The sequence below is a fragment of the Ehrlichia muris subsp. eauclairensis genome (genome assembly GCF_051097115.1).
Lineage (GTDB): Bacteria > Pseudomonadota > Alphaproteobacteria > Rickettsiales > Anaplasmataceae > Ehrlichia > Ehrlichia muris.
In genome coordinates, this window is the sequence record NZ_CP118226.1 from 767,255 (window position 1) to 788,416 (window position 21,162).

At 29.6% G+C, this 21,162-nt stretch carries 18 protein-coding genes; 12 read left to right on the forward strand and 6 right to left on the reverse strand.

Features of this window, described 5'->3' with window-relative positions; translation table 11 throughout:
* The first annotated feature begins 3 nt into the window (after window positions 1–3).
* The 8 genes from PVA18_RS03100 to PVA18_RS03135 all read left to right on the forward strand — a co-directional run bounded on the left by PVA18_RS03100 (window position 4) and on the right by PVA18_RS03135 (window position 10,562).
* A complete protein-coding gene (locus PVA18_RS03100; RefSeq protein ID WP_045804508.1) occupies window positions 4–1,386 on the forward strand; it encodes an alanine/glycine:cation symporter family protein in 1,383 nt (460 codons plus the stop codon).
* 392 nt (window positions 1,387–1,778) lie between these two features.
* Window positions 1,779–3,518 carry a membrane protein insertase YidC gene (gene yidC / locus PVA18_RS03105; RefSeq protein WP_045804507.1) on the forward strand — a complete coding sequence of 580 codons (1,740 nt, stop codon included), beginning with the start codon at window positions 1,779–1,781 and terminating at the stop codon, window positions 3,516–3,518.
* Window position 3,519: 1 nt separating this feature from the next.
* Window positions 3,520–3,966 carry a 6,7-dimethyl-8-ribityllumazine synthase gene (locus tag PVA18_RS03110; RefSeq protein WP_045804506.1) on the forward strand — a complete coding sequence of 149 codons (447 nt, stop codon included), beginning with the start codon at window positions 3,520–3,522 and terminating at the stop codon, window positions 3,964–3,966.
* Window positions 3,967–3,970: 4 nt separating this feature from the next.
* Window positions 3,971–4,495: a transcription antitermination protein NusB gene (locus PVA18_RS03115; protein ID WP_045804505.1), complete on the forward strand. Its 525-nt coding sequence runs from the start codon at window positions 3,971–3,973 to the stop codon at window positions 4,493–4,495.
* Between the two features lie 300 nt (window positions 4,496–4,795).
* Window positions 4,796–7,675 carry an excinuclease ABC subunit UvrA gene (gene uvrA / locus PVA18_RS03120; protein ID WP_045804504.1) on the forward strand — a complete coding sequence of 960 codons (2,880 nt, stop codon included), beginning with the start codon at window positions 4,796–4,798 and terminating at the stop codon, window positions 7,673–7,675.
* A gap of 1,013 nt (window positions 7,676–8,688) precedes the next feature.
* Window positions 8,689–9,060 (forward strand): NADH-quinone oxidoreductase subunit A, encoded by a 372-nt coding sequence (locus PVA18_RS03125; RefSeq protein ID WP_024071926.1) that lies wholly within the window; start codon window positions 8,689–8,691, stop codon window positions 9,058–9,060.
* Between the two features lie 6 nt (window positions 9,061–9,066).
* Window positions 9,067–9,600 carry a NuoB/complex I 20 kDa subunit family protein gene (locus PVA18_RS03130; RefSeq protein WP_045804503.1) on the forward strand — a complete coding sequence of 178 codons (534 nt, stop codon included), beginning with the start codon at window positions 9,067–9,069 and terminating at the stop codon, window positions 9,598–9,600.
* A gap of 383 nt (window positions 9,601–9,983) precedes the next feature.
* Window positions 9,984–10,562, forward strand: coding sequence for an NADH-quinone oxidoreductase subunit C (locus PVA18_RS03135; RefSeq protein ID WP_045804502.1), 579 nt, complete (start codon window positions 9,984–9,986; stop codon window positions 10,560–10,562).
* Between the two features lie 183 nt (window positions 10,563–10,745).
* On the opposite strand, the gene ccmE is transcribed toward PVA18_RS03135, so the two are convergent.
* The 6 genes from ccmE to leuS all read right to left on the reverse strand — a co-directional run bounded on the left by ccmE (window position 10,746) and on the right by leuS (window position 17,135).
* Window positions 10,746–11,162 carry a cytochrome c maturation protein CcmE gene (gene ccmE, locus PVA18_RS03140; protein ID WP_045804501.1) on the reverse strand — a complete coding sequence of 139 codons (417 nt, stop codon included), beginning with the start codon at window positions 11,160–11,162 and terminating at the stop codon, window positions 10,746–10,748.
* 115 nt (window positions 11,163–11,277) lie between these two features.
* Window positions 11,278–12,048: a 5'/3'-nucleotidase SurE gene (surE, locus tag PVA18_RS03145; protein WP_045804500.1), complete on the reverse strand. Its 771-nt coding sequence runs from the start codon at window positions 12,046–12,048 to the stop codon at window positions 11,278–11,280.
* Window positions 12,049–12,398: 350 nt separating this feature from the next.
* Complete coding sequence (pyrF, locus tag PVA18_RS03150; protein ID WP_045804499.1) at window positions 12,399–13,088, reverse strand: orotidine-5'-phosphate decarboxylase; 690 nt, start codon at window positions 13,086–13,088, stop codon at window positions 12,399–12,401.
* Window positions 13,089–13,176: 88 nt separating this feature from the next.
* Entirely contained in the window at window positions 13,177–13,317 is a 141-nt protein-coding gene (locus PVA18_RS03155; RefSeq protein ID WP_374220057.1) for a hypothetical protein, read from the reverse strand.
* A gap of 271 nt (window positions 13,318–13,588) precedes the next feature.
* Window positions 13,589–14,371: a TatD family hydrolase gene (locus PVA18_RS03160; protein ID WP_045804648.1), complete on the reverse strand. Its 783-nt coding sequence runs from the start codon at window positions 14,369–14,371 to the stop codon at window positions 13,589–13,591.
* A 274-nt stretch (window positions 14,372–14,645) separates the two neighbouring features.
* The gene (leuS, locus tag PVA18_RS03165) at window positions 14,646–17,135 is read right to left on the reverse strand and encodes a leucine--tRNA ligase (RefSeq protein WP_045804498.1); all 2,490 of its coding nucleotides are present in this window, start codon (window positions 17,133–17,135) and stop codon (window positions 14,646–14,648) included.
* Between the two features lie 504 nt (window positions 17,136–17,639).
* Between leuS and PVA18_RS03170 the strand changes: the two genes are divergently transcribed.
* From PVA18_RS03170 to thiC, 4 genes are all read left to right on the forward strand, one after another.
* The gene (locus tag PVA18_RS03170) at window positions 17,640–17,969 is read left to right on the forward strand and encodes an XRE family transcriptional regulator (RefSeq protein WP_045804497.1); all 330 of its coding nucleotides are present in this window, start codon (window positions 17,640–17,642) and stop codon (window positions 17,967–17,969) included.
* A 79-nt stretch (window positions 17,970–18,048) separates the two neighbouring features.
* Window positions 18,049–18,471 (forward strand): DNA-directed RNA polymerase subunit omega, encoded by a 423-nt coding sequence (rpoZ, locus tag PVA18_RS03175; RefSeq protein WP_045804496.1) that lies wholly within the window; start codon window positions 18,049–18,051, stop codon window positions 18,469–18,471.
* A gap of 91 nt (window positions 18,472–18,562) precedes the next feature.
* On the forward strand, window positions 18,563–19,132 hold the full coding sequence (locus tag PVA18_RS03180; RefSeq protein ID WP_045804495.1) for a Smr/MutS family protein: 570 nt from the start codon (window positions 18,563–18,565) through the stop codon (window positions 19,130–19,132).
* A gap of 125 nt (window positions 19,133–19,257) precedes the next feature.
* On the forward strand, window positions 19,258–20,919 hold the full coding sequence (thiC, locus tag PVA18_RS03185) for a phosphomethylpyrimidine synthase ThiC (RefSeq protein WP_045804494.1): 1,662 nt from the start codon (window positions 19,258–19,260) through the stop codon (window positions 20,917–20,919).
* Window positions 20,920–21,162 lie beyond the last annotated feature (243 nt).

A 21,162-nucleotide genomic window follows, 5' to 3' on the forward strand; every position in this document is an offset into this window, starting at 1 on the left:
ACCATGATAAATCTTGGGCCTACAGATTTCTTTCCATATCTCTCTAGAATATTAGAATCTATCTTCTCTCTTACAGTATTCAAAATTCCATTAATTATTCTATGGATAATATATCTAGGAACATTTTGCACTATAAAATTTAAATTCATTAATATAAGACTTTTTAAACACGCTCTAAATGTTTTAATAAATTCACCTAAGAATAAAAACAATCATACTATTTCTAGTATTCAAGCATTTATCACAGCAATATCTGGTACTATAGGATTAGGAACAATTTCAGGAGTAGTTATAGCAATTTCTACAGGAGGTGCAGGCGCAGTATTATGGATGATAATAATAGGCATTTTAGGCATGTCAGTAAAGTTTGCCGAAGTAACATTAGGATTTAAATACTATTTACTAGAAAAGCAAAATAATATAGGAGGTCCCTTTCAATACATCAGATGTGGATTAGCTGAACTAGGATTAGTGAAAACAGGAAAAATAATAGCATACATATACGCTATTATCATGATAATAGCTATGTCTTTTGGAGGAATATCATTTCAATCAAATCAAGCAACTATACTATTAAGCAACACTTTCCATCAAGTAAACTGTAGTACTATTGTTTTAATATTAACATTATTAAGTGGATTAGTGATAATGGGAGGAATAACACGCATTGCAAAAATCATGACAAAACTGTCACCTATAATGGTGATACTATACATAACCACATGTACAGCTATTATTATTAGTCATTTAGATCAACTACTCTCTACACTAAGTATAATGTTACATGGAATGACAGAAGGAAATAGTATCACTGGAGGAGCAATAGGATCCCTTATTGCAGGAGTTAGAAGATCAGTTTTTGCAAACGAAGCCGGAGTTGGAACTTCTCCCATAATACACGCTTCAACAAATGACACTGAACCTGTAAGAGTAGGATGCACTGCAATGCTTGAACCATTTATTGACACTGTACTTGTATCATTTATTACAGGAATAGTAGTCATACTAACTGGATCTTATGTCCACATAAATAGTAGCAGTAGTGCAATAACAATTAATAATATATTCTCCAATATTTGTCCAATTTGTGAATACGTTATATTTCCTTTTATTATATTTGCTTTTGCATTCTCATCAATTATTACATATTCCTATTACTGCGAAATATCATGGAAATATATACTTGGAAGTTCACGTCATATTATATTATGTAGAACACTTATAATGTGCATAATCGTAATTAGTGGATTATCAAAAAATATAGTACCTATATCTCAATTAGGAGACTTGCTCTTTATATTCCTCACAATACCTAATGGATTAACCATTATTCTATTAAGTGATACTATAAATCAAGAACTTAAGACATATTTACGGAAAATTTAATTTTAGGGAACATTTATACATAATAACTTCCAAGTAATAATTCAAATAACTTACTTTATCATTACACAGTGATATAAGTTTATAATGAATCATCTTGTTAACACTATTATATCATTTCTATATATTTTTTAAATTCTATAAAGATACTATCCATAACTAATATACAATTTTAAAATCACAAATTAAGTTTAATTCTTAAGATAATGATTATATAATATTTTTCTTCAATTCAGCGCTTAAAATCAATGCATTTTAGAAGTATTTTGACATATTAATCAATCTGATAAAATCAACACAATAACACAACTTACACACTTGATTTTATATTGCCTTATTGATTTAAAAAAAGCTATATGCTACACTTAACTTTATTAAGGGGCTCATTAAGCAATATGATAGAAGTTCGTAATTTGATATTAGCTGTCATTTTATCCGTATTGATCATGATGGGGTGGAGATTTGTATACGATAAGTTTTTTACCACACAATATGCTACAGAAGACAATACAGGTTCTGATTCTATGATCCCAGAATTTGATGATAGTTTTATACACAAAACGCGATCTGAAGTCATAGAAAGTAACACTAACCTACGGCTTAAGTTATCCAACCAAAAAATAAATGGATCAATATCATTAAAGGGAGCACAGTTTGATGATTTAACATTTAAAAACTATCATGTTACACCAGATAGTAGCTCTGAAGGAATAGTATTACTATCTCCAGAAGAAACAGAAGATGTATATTTTGTTGAATTTGGATGGATAGATCCCAAACACGAAATCATTTTACCTAACCACACCTCAGTTTGGAGCTCAAATAAGTCAACTTTATCTCCAAATAACCCTGTAACTTTAACATGGGATAACAAGCAAGGTATTATCTTTAAAATAAAAATCACCTTAGATAATGACTACATGTTTAAAGTAGAACAAATAATCACAAATAATACTGATGCAACAGTAAATTTAATTCCTTACGGGAGAATTAACAGATCTAAACATACTACAGATAAATCTTACTGGATATCACATGAAGGAGCTGTAGGAAGTTTCGGAAACACACTCAAAGAATGGACATATAAAGCCATCACTAAAGAGAAGCATATAAAAGTTCAACAACAAGACATAAATGATAATCAAAACCAATGGATTGGAATTGGTGATAAGTACTGGTTTACAGCATTAATCCCAAATGTTCTACAAAAGAGTAAGCTAAATTTCCACGTCAAATACGCTAAGCATAATAATAAAGACCGTTTTCAAGTAGACTTTAGTCACGATAGTTATATCGCACGTCCAAATAAAACGGTAACTAGTACTAGTTATCTATTTGCTGGAGCCAAAGAATTAAAGTTATTAGATAAATACAAAGATAATTTAAAGATTTCTTTATTTGATAAAGCAGTAGATTTTGGGATTTTATACTTCATTACTAAACCTGTTTTTCTTTTATTAGAATACTTCAATGATGTTATAGGAAATTTTGGATTAGCAATATTACTATTAACAGTAATAATAAAATTAGTAATGTTTCCCTTGTCACATAAATCATGTGTTTCGATGCTTAAACTCAGGCACTTACAGCCAGATATTTTAAAAATAAAAGAGTTATACAAAAACGATAATGATAAAATGAGTAAAGAAATATCAGCTATCTTTAAAAAGAATAATGTCAACCCTATGTCTGGATTTATTCCGGTATTAATACAAATACCAGTATTCTTTGCGTTGTATAAAGTGTTATTTGTTACAATTGAAATGAGACATGCTCCATTTTATTTATGGATAAAAGACTTATCAAGCTTTGATACTGCAAACATATTAACAATGTTTGGACTGTTAAAATTCAATCCAACTATATGTGTTGGCGTTTTGCCAGTTATACTGGGTATTACTATGATAATACAACAAAAGCTAAGTAATAATAGCCCTTCAAATCAAGATAAAACTCAAGCAAATTTTATGAAGTTTTTACCTTACATTTTCATATTCATTTTTTCATCATTTCCTGCAGGATTAATTATTTACTGGATATGCAGTAATTCAATTACGATAATGCAACAATTAATAATCAAGCATTACGTAATCAAAAAGTTTAATTTTCATAAAACTATACAACAGGGGGATTAATATGCCTGACCATATTAACATATTAATAGTGGTATCACAGTTCTACTCAGACATAACAAATCTTTTATTAGATGGAGCAATAGATCAATTAAAAAAATATTCAAAACCTGTAAAATATGATATAGTATATGTCCCAGGATCCTTTGAAATACCTGCAGCCATAGTATTTGCAATAATGAGTGACAGATATCAGTACCATGGGTATATTGCTCTAGGTTGTGTTATAAAAGGAGAAACAGATCATTATTACTATGTATGCAAAGGAGTAACAACATCTCTTAGTGAAATTGCAACTCATCATGCTGTTCCTATGGGTTTTGGAGTGATTACAGCTGGAAGTTTAGAATTGGCAATGGCAAGAGCAGACATGAATAAAAAGAATGTCGGTGGAAATGCTGCCAAGGCAGCCTTAGCTATGATTGAATTACATGATAAATTTTTAAGTTAAAATTATGACAGATAATATATGCCCTAAACCTTTATGGCATTCAAAAAAAACAACAACAAGGTTCCTTGCTATACAAGGTACGTATTCCATGATATTTAATAACTACACTATAAATGACATTGATAATTTAATCGAATACTTATATGAGATAAAGGAATTATTAGACTTAATGCAGGTTGATAATCAGCTATTACTCAAAATTATGAACACAATGCTGCTAACATTCAACACAATCAATTCAACCATTGCAGCGTTTTTAAATGATACGTGGTCGATAGACCGTATAAATCCAATTAGTATTTCCATTATTAAAACTGCAGTTTGTGAATTAATATGTTCTAATACAGACACAGTAATCATTATCAATGAATACGTCAACATAGCAAGCCACATATTAGAAAGAACAGAAGTCAACTTCATTAATGCAATATTAAATCAAATAAAGCTTACAGCACGTCCTGTTCTTAACAAAGATATAAATTTTCATATAGAACAAACAGAACCTTTCACTATTTTCAATAATACATAACATTTGAGAAACAATAAAACACTAATATAATAGATATTTACATAATATATAACTAGGCACTAAGCATCATAAATACGGGACATAAGATGTTTCTTAATAATGGTCAAAAAATACTTTTCCTATACATAACTAAATCACACCCACTTTAGCATTCAGTTAAACATACACATAATAAAAATACGTGATCAAGCTTACAATATATTATTACCTAATTACCAAAATTAATTGGAAAATTGTTAATCTTCATATATGATTAAGAATCCTATCTCTTTACTTACTAGTTAATGCGGTAAATTAAATATGGCTGGTTTGATCAGTATACGTCATGCTAAAGAACATAACCTACACAACATAAACATAGATCTTCCAAAGAACAAGTTAATTGTAATAACTGGAGTTAGTGGATCGGGAAAGTCCAGTCTTGCGTTTGATACAATATATGCAGAAGGACAACGTAAATATGTAGAAAGTTTATCATCTTACGCTCGGCAATTTTTAGATTTATGTACAAAACCAGATGTAGAATCAATCACAGGGCTTTCTCCAGCTATTGCAATAAGTCAAAAATTATTATCTAAAAACTCAAGATCAACTGTATCAACCATTACAGAAATTTACGATTACTTAAGAATCATGTATGCTAAAATAGGAATTCCATATTCTCCAACCACTGGATTACCTATAACAAAGCAATCACTTTCTCAAATAATAGAAACTATATTCAAACTACCTTCAGGTACAAAAATTTCAATTTTAGGTACACTAATAAGGAACAAAAAAGGAGATCATAATAAAGAAATATATGAAATAAAAAAACAACGCTATAAATTATTAAAAATTGATGACATTATTTATGATATTAACAATATTCCACAGTTAGATAGGAATAAAGCACATAACATTCACGTAATTGTAAATCAAATATCAGTACTAGAAGACTATGTTGATAATATAACTGACAATATAAAAACTGCACTAAAAATAGGTAACGGTATAATTCATATAGAAATACTTGATTTACCGCAAGGATACAATAAGGAAGTATATCACAAGAACCAGGTATTATTTTTTTCAGAAAATTTTTCATGCCCTCAGGCAGACTTCAGCATAGAAGAAATAGAACCAAGATTATTTTCATTTAATACATCATATGGATCATGCAAAACTTGTAGTGGAATAGGAAAAAAATACAGCATTGACAGAAATCTAATTATAAAAAATGACAACTTATCGATTTTAGAAGGAGCTATACATCCTATAGGTCCAATTGAGCTAAAAACCACTCATCACAAAGTAAATTCGCAATTTAGTTATTATTACGCAAACATTATTTTATCATTAGCAAAATATTATAAATTTGATTTAACAACACCATGGCAAGAGTTGGATGACAATATAAAAGATATAATTCTATTTGGTAGCAAAGGAATAGAAATACCTATACACTACCAAAATGAAGGATATAAATATTCTAGAAACAAGCCATTTGAAGGCATTATAAATGTCTTAAATAACAAAGAAAATATAGTTATTGAAAAACTAGCCGAACAATATTCATCTATAAATGTATGTAGTGAATGTCAAGGATTTAGATTAAGACAGGAAGCGTTATCAGTAAAAATTGATAACAAACATATTGGAGAATTTACACAATTATCTGTCGTAGAAGCAATATCATGGTGTAAAGCACTACCACCTAAACTAAACGAACAGCAGAAACATATTTCATGTAAACTATTAGATGAAATAATCAAAAGATTAACATTTCTAAAGAATGTTGGATTAGGTTATCTAACACTCAATCGTGAATCAGGAACATTATCTGGAGGAGAAAGTCAAAGAATAAAATTAGCATCACAAATTGGATCTGGATTAACAGGAATAATTTACGTTCTAGATGAACCTTCAATAGGGTTACATCAACGCGATAACACATTGTTAATCAACACTCTAAAAACATTACGTGATATAGGCAATACAGTAATAGTAGTAGAACATGACGAAGAAACAATAACAAATGCAGATTATGTAGTAGATATAGGACCAGGGGCAGGACAAAACGGAGGACATGTAATTGCAATTGGAACTCCAAAAGAAATAATGGATAACCATAACAGTATAACTGGCCAATATCTTAGTAATAAGAAGACGATACCCAATTTCAAAAAGCATGGAACTTTTAATAAATGGATAGAAATTATTGGAGCCCGTAAAAACAATTTACAAAATATTGATGTCAAAATTCCTTTAAATGCTTTTACTTGTATTACTGGAGTATCTGGAAGCGGAAAATCTAGTTTGATAAACGATACTCTATATCAGCATGCAATCAATCAACTAAATAATATAAATTGTACACACGGCAAATGCATATCCATATCAGGGCTAGAACATATAGATAAAGTTATAAAAATAGACCAATCCCCTATCGGTAGAACTCCTTTGTCAAATTCAGCAACCTATATAGGATTGTTTACTCACATACGGTCATGGTTCGCTGGATTACCTTTATCAAGAGCAAGAGGATATACTATTAGCAGGTTTTCATTTAACTCCAAAGGAGGAAGATGTGAAGCATGCAAAGGAGATGGACAAGTCAAAATAGAAATGCATTTTTTATCTGATGTATATGTCAAGTGTGAGCAATGCAAAGGATTGCGTTATAATAAAGAAACTTTAGAAGTAACTCATCAAGGAAAATCTATAGCTGACGTATTAGATATGACAGTTGATCAAGCACACGAATTTTTTATCCATTTACCATTAATTAAAGAAAAGTTAGATGCTTTACGCAGCGTAGGAATGGGTTATATCAAAATAGGCCAAACATCCAATACATTATCAGGAGGTGAAGCACAAAGAATAAAACTATCAAAAGAATTATCAAAACGTTCAACTGGAAAAACTTTATACATATTAGATGAACCAACTACAGGATTACATTTTGCAGATATAGATAATTTATTACATGTTCTACACAAATTACGCGATTTAGGAAATACAATAGTAGTTATAGAACACAATTTACATGTCATTAAAACAGCTGAATACATAATAGACATAGGGCCTAATGGAGGAAATGATGGAGGTAAAGTAGTAGCTACTGGCACCCCTGAAGAGATAATTAAAAACCCCAATAGTACAACTGGACAATATTTAAAGCCCTATTTAAATGTCTAATTATCAAATTAGACAAAATCTTCTAAAAATCTACCAAATTACAGAACATAAACATAGTACTTCTAGTAAACTTTTCAACACTAAAAAGCCTTAAACACATAACAATAGTATAATACATACAGCAGCACTACAAATACATAAGAAACATAGGTCGCCATAGATACATATGCTGTCCATTTAAAGGAAAACAAGATGTAATTGATCATCAATATAGTTAACACTAAAAAGCCTTCTAAATATGTAATAACAAACTACAAAATACCTATAACAAACTGTAAACGTAATATTCCACTCCTTATATATATACTTGCATAGAAAATAAGTATAGTCAATATTAGGAGAACAGACACTGAATTGTTATAGTATTCCTAGGGTTATAATAAATAGCACTTATTACTTAGGAATCACACATGTTTGCAAACCCTAATATATATAATCTTTTAGCAATACGTTACCATTAATAAACATACTTACACTTTAACAAAATCTGCATATTCAAAATATGCCCCTAAAATACCTTTATAATAAAACAAGAACATTTCTTTATGAGCTACGATATTTTCCACTACAATAAGACGTTCTCAATAAAAGGTATTTGACCATGCACAAAAACACTAATAACCTACTTCAATAACTAATGTAAAATCATTAAATTTATATAAGTAAATTTTTTACTTATATTAAAATAAACACAAAGAATTTTTCCACAAACCCTTTTCTCAATCTTTCACTAGCCTAAAAATTAATAAAATCCTATTAAAATACTTATCATGATATTATAGATTTATCATATACACTATAATGAAAAAAATAACTAAATAACATAAATTATTCCAATATAGCATATAAAATTTATAATAAAATAGCTACTTTACCGTTTTTATACTAATTATATATTATACTTCATCTGCAATTAGTGCTATGATTAATAGCAAAGGGTGTGTAATACATGTTAATAAATTGACATAAAATTAAAACTCTGTAAGTATTTAATTATTCACTAAAGTATATATATGATACAAATGTTTAATATTGCTGAATATGTCCCTGTTTTAATTTTCTTAGCAATTTCAGGTTTTATCTCATTCCTCTTTTGTATTTTACCAATGCTTTTAGCTAATCGTAATCCAGATTTAGAGAAACTCTCTCCTTATGAATGCGGGTTCGCACCTCTTGGAAATTCAAGAAAAATTTTTGATATTCGATTTTACCTAGTAGCAATACTATTTATTATATTTGACCTCGAAATAGCATTCTTATTTCCATGGTCTATTTGTCTTTCAAATATAGGTATAAATGGTTTCTGGTCTATGATGATTTTCTTAACTATATTAACAGTAGGATTTATATATGAGTGGAGCAAAGGTGCACTAGAATGGGAGTAAACTAGTATGACAAATGAGAATAATTCTGTGTTAAACAATCAATTTTGGCAAAGCTACAATCATCAGGGCTTTATGACAACCAGGTTTTCTGACTTAATGAATTACATATCAAATTGGGCAAGGTCAAATTCTTTATGGCCTATGACATTTGGATTAGCTTGCTGTGCTGTAGAAATGATGCACACTGCAGCAAGTAGATATGATCTAGATAGATATGGTGTCATGTTTCGCGCAAGTCCTAGGCAAGCAGATGTCATGATTATTGCTGGAACACTCACCAATAAGATGGCCCCTGCATTACGTAAAGTATATGACCAAATGACAGAACCACGTTATGTTGTCTCAATGGGAAGTTGTGCTAACGGCGGTGGATATTATCATTATTCATATTCAGTAGTTAGAGGATGTGACCGCATAGTACCAGTAGATATTTACGTTCCAGGATGCCCTCCAACAGCAGAAGCTTTATTATATGGTATATTCTGCCTTCAACAAAAAATTAACAGAGGAAATACCAACATTATAAGAAAACCTACATAACAGACTACGCAAGTAAAATATTAAAAAAATGTTGTAATCAATAGTGTTTACTGTGTTTATACAATTTAGTAGGTGATATCACTAATACAACAACTAATATTGCAAGAGAAACTCATAACCCTGTAATTACTACACTAAAATAATAAAACCTATCCTTATTAATATGAAATCATACTATTGTTTTTAGCATACATCCTATAACATTTCACACTTTAAATTCAATACATCACTGTATACCTTCATAAAAAAATTATTTAAAAGTAAAAAATCCTAAGTTATGACAGACAAAATATACCTAGTATTCAATATATATAATATCAATGTAGTACCTTAATTTAGGAAAATAATGTATAGTAAAAAGAATACAATTAAAGAGGTACAGGATGTCAGATATCAATAATGTGATAGATAATATTACTACACATATCAATACATCTATAAATGTAAAGTGCACTATAAAAGACAATATAATGCTAGAGTTACACTCAAATACAGAGGACATCTATAATCACATTTTATTTTTACGCAATGACACAAAATGTAAATTTCACATCTTAATTGATATTTTTGCAATAGATTATCCAGGTAGATCAGCTAGATTTGAAGTAGTTTATTCATTACTAAGTATAATAAACAACATAAGAATATCTTGTAAAGTACCATTACAAGAAAATGAGAATATTCCATCTATTACCAACATTTTTAGTGCTGCAGGATGGTTTGAACGAGAAGTATTTGATATGTATGGCATAATATTTGCTAATAACCCAGATTTACGCAGGATTTTAACAGATTATGGTTTTTCTGGACATCCCATGCTAAAAGATTTTCCTCTAACTGGTTATAAGGAAGTACGGTATGACATATCAAAAAAAGAAGTAGCTTATGAAGCTGTAAATCTACAGCAAGATTTTAGATCATTTGATTTTCTTTCCCCATGGAAGGAAACAAAGAATGAATAGAATTACAAATATAACTAAATATTGCGTAATAGGACAATAACTAAACAAATAGTTTAAATATTTGTAAATAAGCTCCTGTAAAATTCTTATAAATGGCTTACTTACTTTCACATCAAACAATCAAAAACTATGTAATAATGTTTATACATCACCAGATTTATTAATACTGTCACATGTTTGATTTTAGAGCACTTTCACAACTTCTTTTGCTTTATACTTACTAGGTTTATAATTTTCATCGTGCTTAGCTAAAATTTCATCCGCAACAAATTCATCGTTTACTATTTTTCCTTTTGCTACTATCCAACTACCTTCTGAAAACAAAGGAGGTAATATTCCTTGATATAGTACTTTAATCTGATTTTCTAAATCTGTTATATAAAAAGAAATAAAATTATTGTATTTCTCTACACTACCCTTTATTACCATACCTCCTATTCTAATAGTACAATTAGTACATACAGTCCTTGATAAAACTTCAGTGGGAGTAAAAAAAAATGATATATTATTTCTCAGATTATTCAATACAATAACAACCGACATACCAAACATAATAAATGTTATGGCAGTAAAAAGTAATCTTTTATGTTTTTTCTTCATTTTTTCCGATCAATATTTTCTAGAATTTTCTTACTTTTACTATAACTAAAAATAACAAAATAGCTCAACCCAAGCAACAAACCAAAACTTATAGTATAGGCAAAAATCAAAAAAATCATATTTTACAGCCTTTGTTAAGTGAAATTAAAGATTCTAGAATATCAAAATCTGTCATATCAAATTTTAATGGTGTAATTGTAATATATCCATCATCTATAGCTTTAATACTGTCATCAAAGTCACCTCTATTCTTTTTATCAGGAGTAGCTCTATTTATTGTATAGGATGCACTACCAGAAATATTTTTTTTCTCTTCTATTTCATTACATGGTATATATTTCCCCTGACTTGTAAACTTAATGCCCTTTGCTGATATCAAAGGAAAGTTAATATTCATGACAGTAGACTTATCCCAAAATGGAACACCTAACAGCATATCTATAATATCTTTTAAGAATTTCCGTGGATTCTCCCAATTTATTTCACCAGTTTTACCATTATATTCCTGACTGACTGCAATTGATGGAATATTTATCATAGCTCCTTCTGCTGCTGCTGCTATAGTACCAGAATATGCTATATCATTACCTATATTAATCCCACTATTTATCCCAGACAAAATCAAATCCGGTTTTGTACCAACAATCTCTTTTAATCCAAGAAAAACACTAGTAGATGGAGTACTGTTAATAATAAATTCAGTATCACTTACTTGATACACCTCAGTTGCAGTCCTTAAGCCTATTGACCTACCACAGCCACTACAATTACTCAATGGTGCAACTACCCATATTTCTGAGGCAATACCCGTTGTTATTACTATTTCTTTCAGAACTTTAATACCATTTGCATGAAACCCATCATCATTACTCAATAACACTTTCATACTACTTTTCTTCCACAATAATCAAAATAAACTATAACATAATATAGTTTATCAGCCTATAATAACAACTGTTATTATACTCCCAACATATATAATAGGATACCTCTCGATTTTATTAACAAAAAGCACTAATAATATAACTAAAATACATACCTTATATGCATTACCTAGAAATCAATATTACCTGCACTAACTTATTACCTAAAAGATAATCTTCCATATACTAAACTTATAGATGCATAATATCCTACATTTTATCCTAAAAAGTCATTATATCTAATTTCCAATGACTTATACAAAAAACACACAATAAGTTAGAAATATTATTAGCCCTAATTCTATACATATTTTTATATATCAATTGATGCTAAAATTGTATCAACTGTCTGTACAGGATCTCTACTCATAGTAATTGGACGTCCAATTACCAAATAATCTGCACCAGCTAACATTGCATCCCTAGGCTTCTTTACTCTTTTTTGATCATTACAATCAACACCAAATCTTATACCTGGAACTATAAGTTTTAAATCTTCCTTGGTATACTGATTACGCACTTCTTCCACCTCAAATGCAGAACATACTATACCATATAATCCAACTTCTCGAGCTAATTTAGATAAAAGCATTACCTGTTGGATAGATGATATATTAACACCAATGTCACTTAAATCAGAATTATCAATACTTGTTAATACAGTTACACCCACCAACTTTATTTTACTCCCAGATATGCTATCCATAGCTCTCATTATCATTTCTCTACCACCACTAATATGAATAGTAAGCATAGCAATATTTAAAGATTTAATTACTGATATAGCCTTACTGACTGTATTAGGGATATCATGTAATTTTAAATCAAGAAACACTGGCACACCACAATCAGCTATTGTTTGCACACCAGATAACCCATACGCTGTAAAAAATTCTAATCCTAATTTTACCATTGATATTTTTCCACAAAGCATTTTTGTTAACCGTAATGCATGCTTAATATCACGAGTATCTAATGCACAAATAACTGGGTTATAATACATAAACATCCTTACAAAACATCCAAACTATATCAATATTAATATTTATACAATCTTACTAATTTGAATAAACATTACATCTATTTTACCGTTACCTTATTCCAGCTGTAGAAAATTCTAATCCTAATTTTACCATTGATATTTTTCTATAAAGCCTTTTTGTTAACCGTAATGCATGCTTAATATCACGAGTATCTAATGCACAAATAACTGGGTTATAATAAATAAGCATACTTACAAAACATCCAAATTATATCAACATTAACTATTTATACAATCTCATTAACGTGAATAAACACTACATCTACTTTACTAGTATCTCATTCCATACGTAAATATAAAGAAATAAAAACCTAAATCATTTTTATATTTTTCACATTTACTACAGTTTACATATCTTGAAAAAATGCACATTTTACAATTAGACAAATACTTAAATTGCTAAAAATATAATAACTATACTATTGACAATAGTTCTATTATCTGAATACATAAACAATTTATTATGAATGAAAATGCTCAGAGCATTTCTTAAATAGCTCAAAAAAATTATTTGTAGTTAAATTACTAATTTCTTCAACATTTTCATCCCATAACCTAGCTAAATACTCTACAACAAATTTTGTTTTAGATGGTTCGTTCCTTTGTCCACGGTAAGGTTCAGGAGATAAAAATGGAGAATCTGTTTCTACTAAAACACGATCCTTAGGAACAAATTTTGCTACTTCTTGAACAACTTTTGCATTTTTAAAAGTCACTATTCCTGAAAAAGATACATATAACCCTAACTCTATTGCCTTGACTGCTAATTCCCTTGAAGATGCAAAACAATGCATAAGCCCTACAAACGGACTTTCTCTCATTTCTGATTCTAAAATTTCCATCATTCGCTCATCTGCACTTCTTGAGTGGATTATAACAGGTAACCCTGTTTCCCTAGATGCATTAATATGAGCCAAGAAATTCTGCTCTTGCTTCTCTACTTTACCACATTTATAAAAATCCAAACCAGTTTCACCTAACCCAACAACCTTACTATGTTGAGCTAAACTTACCAATTCACTTGCTGAAATAGATTCTCCATCTGCACTATTAGTAGGATGTACACCAACTGAAAGATAAACTTGCTTATAGCCTTCTGCAATTTTTACTAAATCAGAAAACTCAGATATAGTAGTACATACAGTCTGCATCAATTTTACATTATTTTCCTCTGCACTCAGTACTATATCTTCTATCTCATCTGGATTAAAATAATTCAAATGACAATGTGAATCTACAATCATATACTCTTCAAATCTACAATAAAACATAATCTAACAAGCATGTTTGTAGTCATCAACACAAATTTAACCACAAATACATCAAAATTCATATCTCATGACAAATATAACGCTTTTACATAAATACCTTAACAAAGCTTAAGTAGATGCAAGCATTACCTGTACTTACCAATAAAACATTACATTGAAAAAATTAACATAAAAAAATTCATCAATATCAAAACGAAAGCTACATAATATAAGCATAGACCTAACTATAGATAGATTACAACATTTTTTACTTTGGCTTTACAGTAATAATATTTATTATCCGTTTTGGAATAACATATATGTTTTCTACGACATTATCACCTACTCTATTTTTAGCTGTTTCCAAAGCCATAGCTTTAAGTTGACTATCATCAATGTTATTAGTAACTGTTAACGCTTTAACAAATTTACCATTAACTTGTACAGCAATAGTAACATTTTTTTCAATTAGTAATGCTGAATCTACTTTAGGCCACATTTGATTCCACAACATACCTTTACCTCCTATATTTTCCCATAATTTTTCAGCTATATGTGGAATAAACGGTTCTATTACTCTAATCAAAATACATATTGCCTCACTAACTACATAACAATTCACTGAAGTTTTTATCATTTCACCGATAACATTACTCAATTCTCTAAACTTAGCCACAGCACAATTTAAACGATAAAAATTCAAATCACCTGTAATGTCATTTAAAATTTTATGTATACATCTCCTATATTCAAAAGCATCCTCTGGTATACTTTTCTCACTAAAATCCAAGTTAAGTTGATCATAAGAAATTATCATCTTCCATAACTTACTAAGATATCTACTTGCTCCTTCTATACCATCATCCAACCATTCTATATCACGCTCAGGAGGAGTATCAGATAATATAAACAGTCTTGCTGTATCTGCTCCATATTTATCAATAATATATTCAAGATTTACCACATTCTTTTTTGATTTACTCATTTTCTCAGCTCTGCCAACAGTAACATGTTGACCTTTTTTCATCATCTTTTTTGCTTCTTCAGGAAATAAGTAGTTACCTTGCTCATCTGAATAAGTAGAATAGCAAACCATACCTTGCGTTATTAGATGAAAAAATGGTTCTTTGATATTAAAATATCCACACTTAGTTAACGCCCTACAGAAAAACCTAGAATATAATAAATGTAATACTGCATGTTCTATACCACCCACATAATAATTGACTGGTAATAACATGTTACATGTATCTCTATCTATTCCATTATCAATCCCACAAAATGCTGCAAAATACCACGAAGATTCAAAAAAAGTATCAAAAGTATCAGTTTCACGTTCAGCATCCATACCACAAGATGGACATTTTACATATTTCCAAGTAGGATGATTATCTAAAGGATTTCCAGATTTTGTAAAATCAACATCCTTAGGCAAAGTCACTGGAAGGTCTTTTTTATTTACAGGAACTGTACCACATCTCTCACAATATATTATAGGTATAGGACATCCCCAATAACGTTGCCTAGATACTCCCCAGTCATGCATCCTATAATAGGTCACTTTTCTACCTATTCCTAATAATATAAGCTTATCAACTATAGCTTCTTTTGCTGTATCCACAGTCATATTATCTAAGAACTCAGAATTCTTCATAATACCTGAGCCAACATAAGCCTCTTTTTCTAAGTTCACATCAACTTCAGGAAAAATTACCTGCTTTATTGGAAGAGAATATTTCTTTGCAAACTCAAAATCACGCTGATCATGAGCTGGACAACCAAAAATTGCACCTGTTGCATAATCCATGAGGACAAAATTCACAGCATAAACTGGCAAATTTATATTCAATAAAGGATGTTTTACAACTAATCCAGAATTTATTCCAAATTTTTCTATTGGACTAGATACATCTCTCACTACATTTTTTCTATCAAAATCATTTATTAGTTGAACAATTTTTGAATCATTAACATATTGTAAAATAGGATGATCAAAAGATACTGCAATAAATGATGCTCCAAATAAAGTATGAGGACATGTAGTAAAAATCTGTAAAGTCTTGTTAATATTTAAAACTTCAAAATCTATTACCACACCTTGAGATTTTCCAATCCACCGCTCTTGCATTAACTTTACTTTTTCCGGCCACTGATCTAAAGTTTTTAAATCATCTAATAATTCTTCTGCAAAATCAGTAATCCGTAGGAACCATTGAAATAATTTTCTTTTTTCCACTATAGCTCCAGACCGCCATCCCCTTCCATCTATAACTTGTTCATTAGCAAGTACAGTTTGATCTACAGGATCCCAATTAACCAACGACTCTTTACGATAAACTAAATCACATTTAAAAAAATCAAGAAAAAATGCTTGTTCATGCTTATAATAATTCGCATCACAAGTAGCCAATTCTTTATCCCAATTATATGATAATCCTATAGATTTTAACTGACGTCTCATATTATTAATATTGTTCTCAGTCCAAGTATGCGGATCTATATTATAAGATAATGCAGCATTTTCTGCTGGCAATCCAAAAGCATCCCATCCTATCGGATGAAAGACATTAACACCACAAGCACGTTTGTATCTTGCAATTACATCACCTATTGTGTAATTTCTCAAGTGACCCATATGTATGCTGCCAGAAGGGTAAGGAAACATTTCTAAAACATAGCACTGAGCTTCTTTAACATTAGTACAAAAATTCCATTTTCTTTGTACATCTTGTTCTACTTTTTTGAAATCATAATGCATGGCATACCGTTAACAAAACTTCATTAAAATCATTTTAGCTTAGTTGTTGTATAGTACCTTACTAGACAATTCAAGCAATACAAATATGTGTATACTGACAAAAAGATTTATAATAACTACTTTACTTCAGTATTAAAATTACTAAAATATAAATCTCTTATCTATATAAATTAATTAATAAATTAAAATTTGCAAATTATATACTTCATTATCAATAAATTATAAAGTGATTTAATATAATATCTCTAAGATATGAATTGATTTATGAAGCTAAATATTGAAGTACGAGATTAAAATGAAGACATGCAACAGAAACATATTTCGTTTTTATTACAAGAATCATAAAAATATTAATTATATATATATATAATTGAGTAATATAAATGAAAAATTATAAATAAATATTTTATATTAATAAATTATAAAATGATTTAATCTATTTTTTTAGTATATAAATTAATTTATACATATTATTTTTACCTTTCTAGATTACGGTATAAAATTATGACAACAATAAGTAACCAAAACGATGACAGCATTAAGTATAAGATATTGAAATTAATAAAAGATATAACACACAAGAATTACTGGAACCAAGTAACTACTGCAAAAATACTTGGAGTAGATCAACCAAAAATATCTCAGATTAGTAATGGTAAGACAGCAGGATTTTCGTTAGAGCGTTTACTTATATTTCTGCTACGCTTAAGATGCGAAGTTAATATAACAATTACTGTCAACAATTCAGAAACTACATCAATCAACAAAGACAATACGACGGAGAAGTCTCTAGAATCTATTAATCTCGTAATAATACAAAAAGGAAATGCATAAAACATATATTTAAGGATTCCTCTATTGCATAATTTTCTATATATGCTAAAATAAGGTTTTCACTCATGTTGGTTTGTTAATGGCACGTCTTACAGTTGAAGAATGTATGGGTCGTACTAATAATAAGTTTAAATTAGTAATACTAGCAAGTCAGAGGGCTCATGATCTAAATTCAGGAGCATGTCCAGTAATAAAGCATAAGAATGGTAAAAATACTGTTGTTGCCTTAAAAGAAATAGCAGCAAAACAACTAGATGTGTCCTCCTTGTTTAATTTATCCGTACAAAGATGTCGGAAATATATGGAGAAATTTATCAATTCATACGAACCATATGTTGCTAGCAAAGCGAAAAACAATGTTGATATATTTCAGCAAAGTGCAATAACTAGTAATTTTAACGAGCTAGGAAATAATTCAAATAATCAAGATATCAACCTCCTAGGTAGAGATAACTTTTTTTCTACTCCAGAAAATAGAAACACTAACAATACAAATACTTAAAAGCTATTGACTTGTCTTCTTATATGCATGTCTATTACGTTTGATTTTATGAACTCCTAGTTTTGTATAAGAGCAGAGACTGGCTATTTGTATGTTTAGAAAATTAATAAATAAAGCATCAGAGCATTTATTATATGATGACACATCACTATGGGATTCTATTACTTCAATGACTATCCCAATTTATAATAATAAGGTTCCGTACAAAAAAAGCAGAAAAATCAATAATAACCACAATATTTCATTAAATAACGAGCACACCAATTATTACATGCTACCAATACAAACTAAAACAAACAGCACACATGATATTAGCAGCGGTCTCAACCTAAACAATAATACTAAGAAAAAAATTGATCAAGGAAAGTACCCTATAGATTCTATTCTTGATCTTCATGGATATACCTTAGATGCTGCTTATAACATATTAATGAAGTTCATAATTAAAAATTATAATTTAGCAAACAAGTGCTTATTAATTATTACAGGATGGGAAAGTACTGATAAGTACAATAGTAACAGCATAAAAAGTAACTTTAGCAAGTGGTTACAAAATGAACAAATAGTACACATAATATTATATTATAAAGAAGCTATTCATTTACATGGTGGAAAAGGGGCATTTTACATACTATTAAAGAGTAACAATAAAAAGATTTAATGTATAAAAGTTAGGAAATATATACAATCTAGTTAAGTTTGTATAAAGTTTAAATCTTTACAAATATAGACATTATCTTAAAATAAAATTATACTATGCATTTGATATAGTATCTTCTGGTAAATATGAAAATAGACATTAATACCATTTTTCCTTCTTCAACTAAAGAATACATATCAGGTACAATCTATAATAACATTAAAGTTGGAATGCGTAGAATTCATGTCAATGATAACACTGAATCAATTCTAGTATACGATACTGGTGGGCCACATACTGATCAGAAAATTGAAGTTGACATAAGCCGAGGTATTGAAAAGCTAAGGCTTAATTGGATTATAGACAGACAAGATATAGAGTATCATAAAAGACAAACAATAAACCTTAATTCTGAATACGTATTTCCATTACAAAACAATAATGTTTTAAAAGCAAGTACTAATAAACCCGTCACTCAGATGTTCTACGCTAAAAACAATATTATTACTCCAGAAATGGAATACGTAGCAATACGAGAAAACAGATTAAGACAAAAGATTTTTTCCTATAAACCAACTGTTATGGCTCCAGAAATTACTCCAGAATTTGTACGACAAGAAGTAGCAGCCGGAAGAGCAATAATTCCCGCAAATATAAATCATCCAGAATCAGAACCAATGGTAATAGGTAAGAACTTCCTAGTAAAAATCAACGCCAATATCGGCAATTCAGTAGTTAGTTCAAATATCGAAGAAGAAATTCAAAAAATGATATATGCAATTATACATGGTGCTGATACAGTCATGGATTTATCTACAGGAAATAATATATATAATATCAGAGAATGGATTATTAGAAACAGTCCGGTACCAGTAGGTACTGTACCTATATATCAGGCCTTAAATAAGGTAAATGGCATAGTAGAAGACCTAGACTTCAACATTTTCAAAGAAACATTAATAGAACAAGCAGAACAAGGAGTTGACTATTTCACTATACACGCAGGAGTACTAAAAAACTATATTGATTACACAAATAACAGACTTACTGGTATTGTATCAAGAGGTGGAGCTATTATGGCACAATGGTGTATCATACATAATAAAGAAAATTTTCTTTATACAAACTTCGAAGAAATATGCGATATTATGAAAAGCTACGACATTGCCTTTTCCTTAGGAGATGGATTAAGACCAGGTTCTATAGCAGATGCAAATGATACTGCACAATTTTTAGAGCTCAAAACATTAGGAGAACTTACAGATATTGCACAGAAAAATGATTGTCAAGTGATGGTAGAAGGTCCAGGACATGTTCCTATGCATTTAATAAAAGAAAATGTAGAAAAACAGATTCATTTTTGTAAAGAGGCTCCGTTTTATACTCTAGGACCATTAACTACAGACATTGCTCCAGGTTATGATCATATAACAAGTGCAATCGGTGCAGCAATCATAGGATGGTACGGTACTTCTATGTTATGCTATGTCACTCCAAAAGAACACTTAGGGTTGCCTAATATTCAAGATGTAAAAGATGGAGTCATTGCATATAAAATAGCAGCACATGCAGCAGACTTAGCAAAAGGTAATCCATCTGCTTACATACGTGATTATGCATTAAGTCATGCAAGATTTAATTTTAAATGGTATGATCAATTTAACCTATCTCTAGACCCAAAAACAGCAAAATCATTACACGATGAATCCCTTCCTTCTGAGAAGGCAAAATCTGCTCACTTTTGTTCAATGTGTGGGCCAAAATTTTGTTCAATGAAATTAAGTCATCAGCTAAAATCCACTGAATAAGGGATACCGGATTAAAATTAATGATCAATTTAACCTTATCCCTAGACCCAAAAACAGCAAAATCATTACACTATGAATCCCTCCCTTCTGAGAAGACAAAATCTGCTCACTTTTGTTCAATGTGTGAACCAAAATTTTGTTCAATGAAATTAACTTACTAATTAATAATTTACCAAATAAGTATACAAATATGCATTTTTACTTTTTTTATCTATACTTTTAATTATGCTTGTTTTTACAATA

Excerpts from the sequence above, each read along its gene's own strand:
- surE (WP_045804500.1), bottom strand. The coding sequence starts at position 12,048 with ATGAAAGTGTTATTGAGTAATGATGATGGGTTTCATGCAAATGGTATT.
- PVA18_RS03160 (WP_045804648.1), bottom strand. The coding sequence starts at position 14,371 with ATGATTGTAGATTCACATTGTCATTTGAATTATTTTAATCCAGATGAG.
- PVA18_RS03155 (WP_374220057.1), bottom strand. The coding sequence starts at position 13,317 with ATGCTTATTTATTATAACCCAGTTATTTGTGCATTAGATACTCGTGAT.
- rpoZ (WP_045804496.1), top strand. The coding sequence starts at position 18,049 with ATGGCACGTCTTACAGTTGAAGAATGTATGGGTCGTACTAATAATAAG.
- PVA18_RS03125 (WP_024071926.1), top strand. The coding sequence starts at position 8,689 with ATGATACAAATGTTTAATATTGCTGAATATGTCCCTGTTTTAATTTTC.
- yidC (WP_045804507.1), top strand. The coding sequence starts at position 1,779 with ATGATAGAAGTTCGTAATTTGATATTAGCTGTCATTTTATCCGTATTG.
- PVA18_RS03110 (WP_045804506.1), top strand. The coding sequence starts at position 3,520 with ATGCCTGACCATATTAACATATTAATAGTGGTATCACAGTTCTACTCA.
- ccmE (WP_045804501.1), bottom strand. The coding sequence starts at position 11,162 with ATGAAGAAAAAACATAAAAGATTACTTTTTACTGCCATAACATTTATT.
- PVA18_RS03130 (WP_045804503.1), top strand. The coding sequence starts at position 9,067 with ATGACAAATGAGAATAATTCTGTGTTAAACAATCAATTTTGGCAAAGC.
- leuS (WP_045804498.1), bottom strand. The coding sequence starts at position 17,135 with ATGCATTATGATTTCAAAAAAGTAGAACAAGATGTACAAAGAAAATGG.
- PVA18_RS03115 (WP_045804505.1), top strand. The coding sequence starts at position 3,971 with ATGACAGATAATATATGCCCTAAACCTTTATGGCATTCAAAAAAAACA.
- thiC (WP_045804494.1), top strand. The coding sequence starts at position 19,258 with ATGAAAATAGACATTAATACCATTTTTCCTTCTTCAACTAAAGAATAC.
- PVA18_RS03170 (WP_045804497.1), top strand. The coding sequence starts at position 17,640 with ATGACAACAATAAGTAACCAAAACGATGACAGCATTAAGTATAAGATA.
- PVA18_RS03100 (WP_045804508.1), top strand. The coding sequence starts at position 4 with ATGATAAATCTTGGGCCTACAGATTTCTTTCCATATCTCTCTAGAATA.
- PVA18_RS03180 (WP_045804495.1), top strand. The coding sequence starts at position 18,563 with ATGTTTAGAAAATTAATAAATAAAGCATCAGAGCATTTATTATATGAT.
- uvrA (WP_045804504.1), top strand. The coding sequence starts at position 4,796 with ATGGCTGGTTTGATCAGTATACGTCATGCTAAAGAACATAACCTACAC.
- pyrF (WP_045804499.1), bottom strand. The coding sequence starts at position 13,088 with ATGTATTATAACCCAGTTATTTGTGCATTAGATACTCGTGATATTAAG.
- PVA18_RS03135 (WP_045804502.1), top strand. The coding sequence starts at position 9,984 with ATGTCAGATATCAATAATGTGATAGATAATATTACTACACATATCAAT.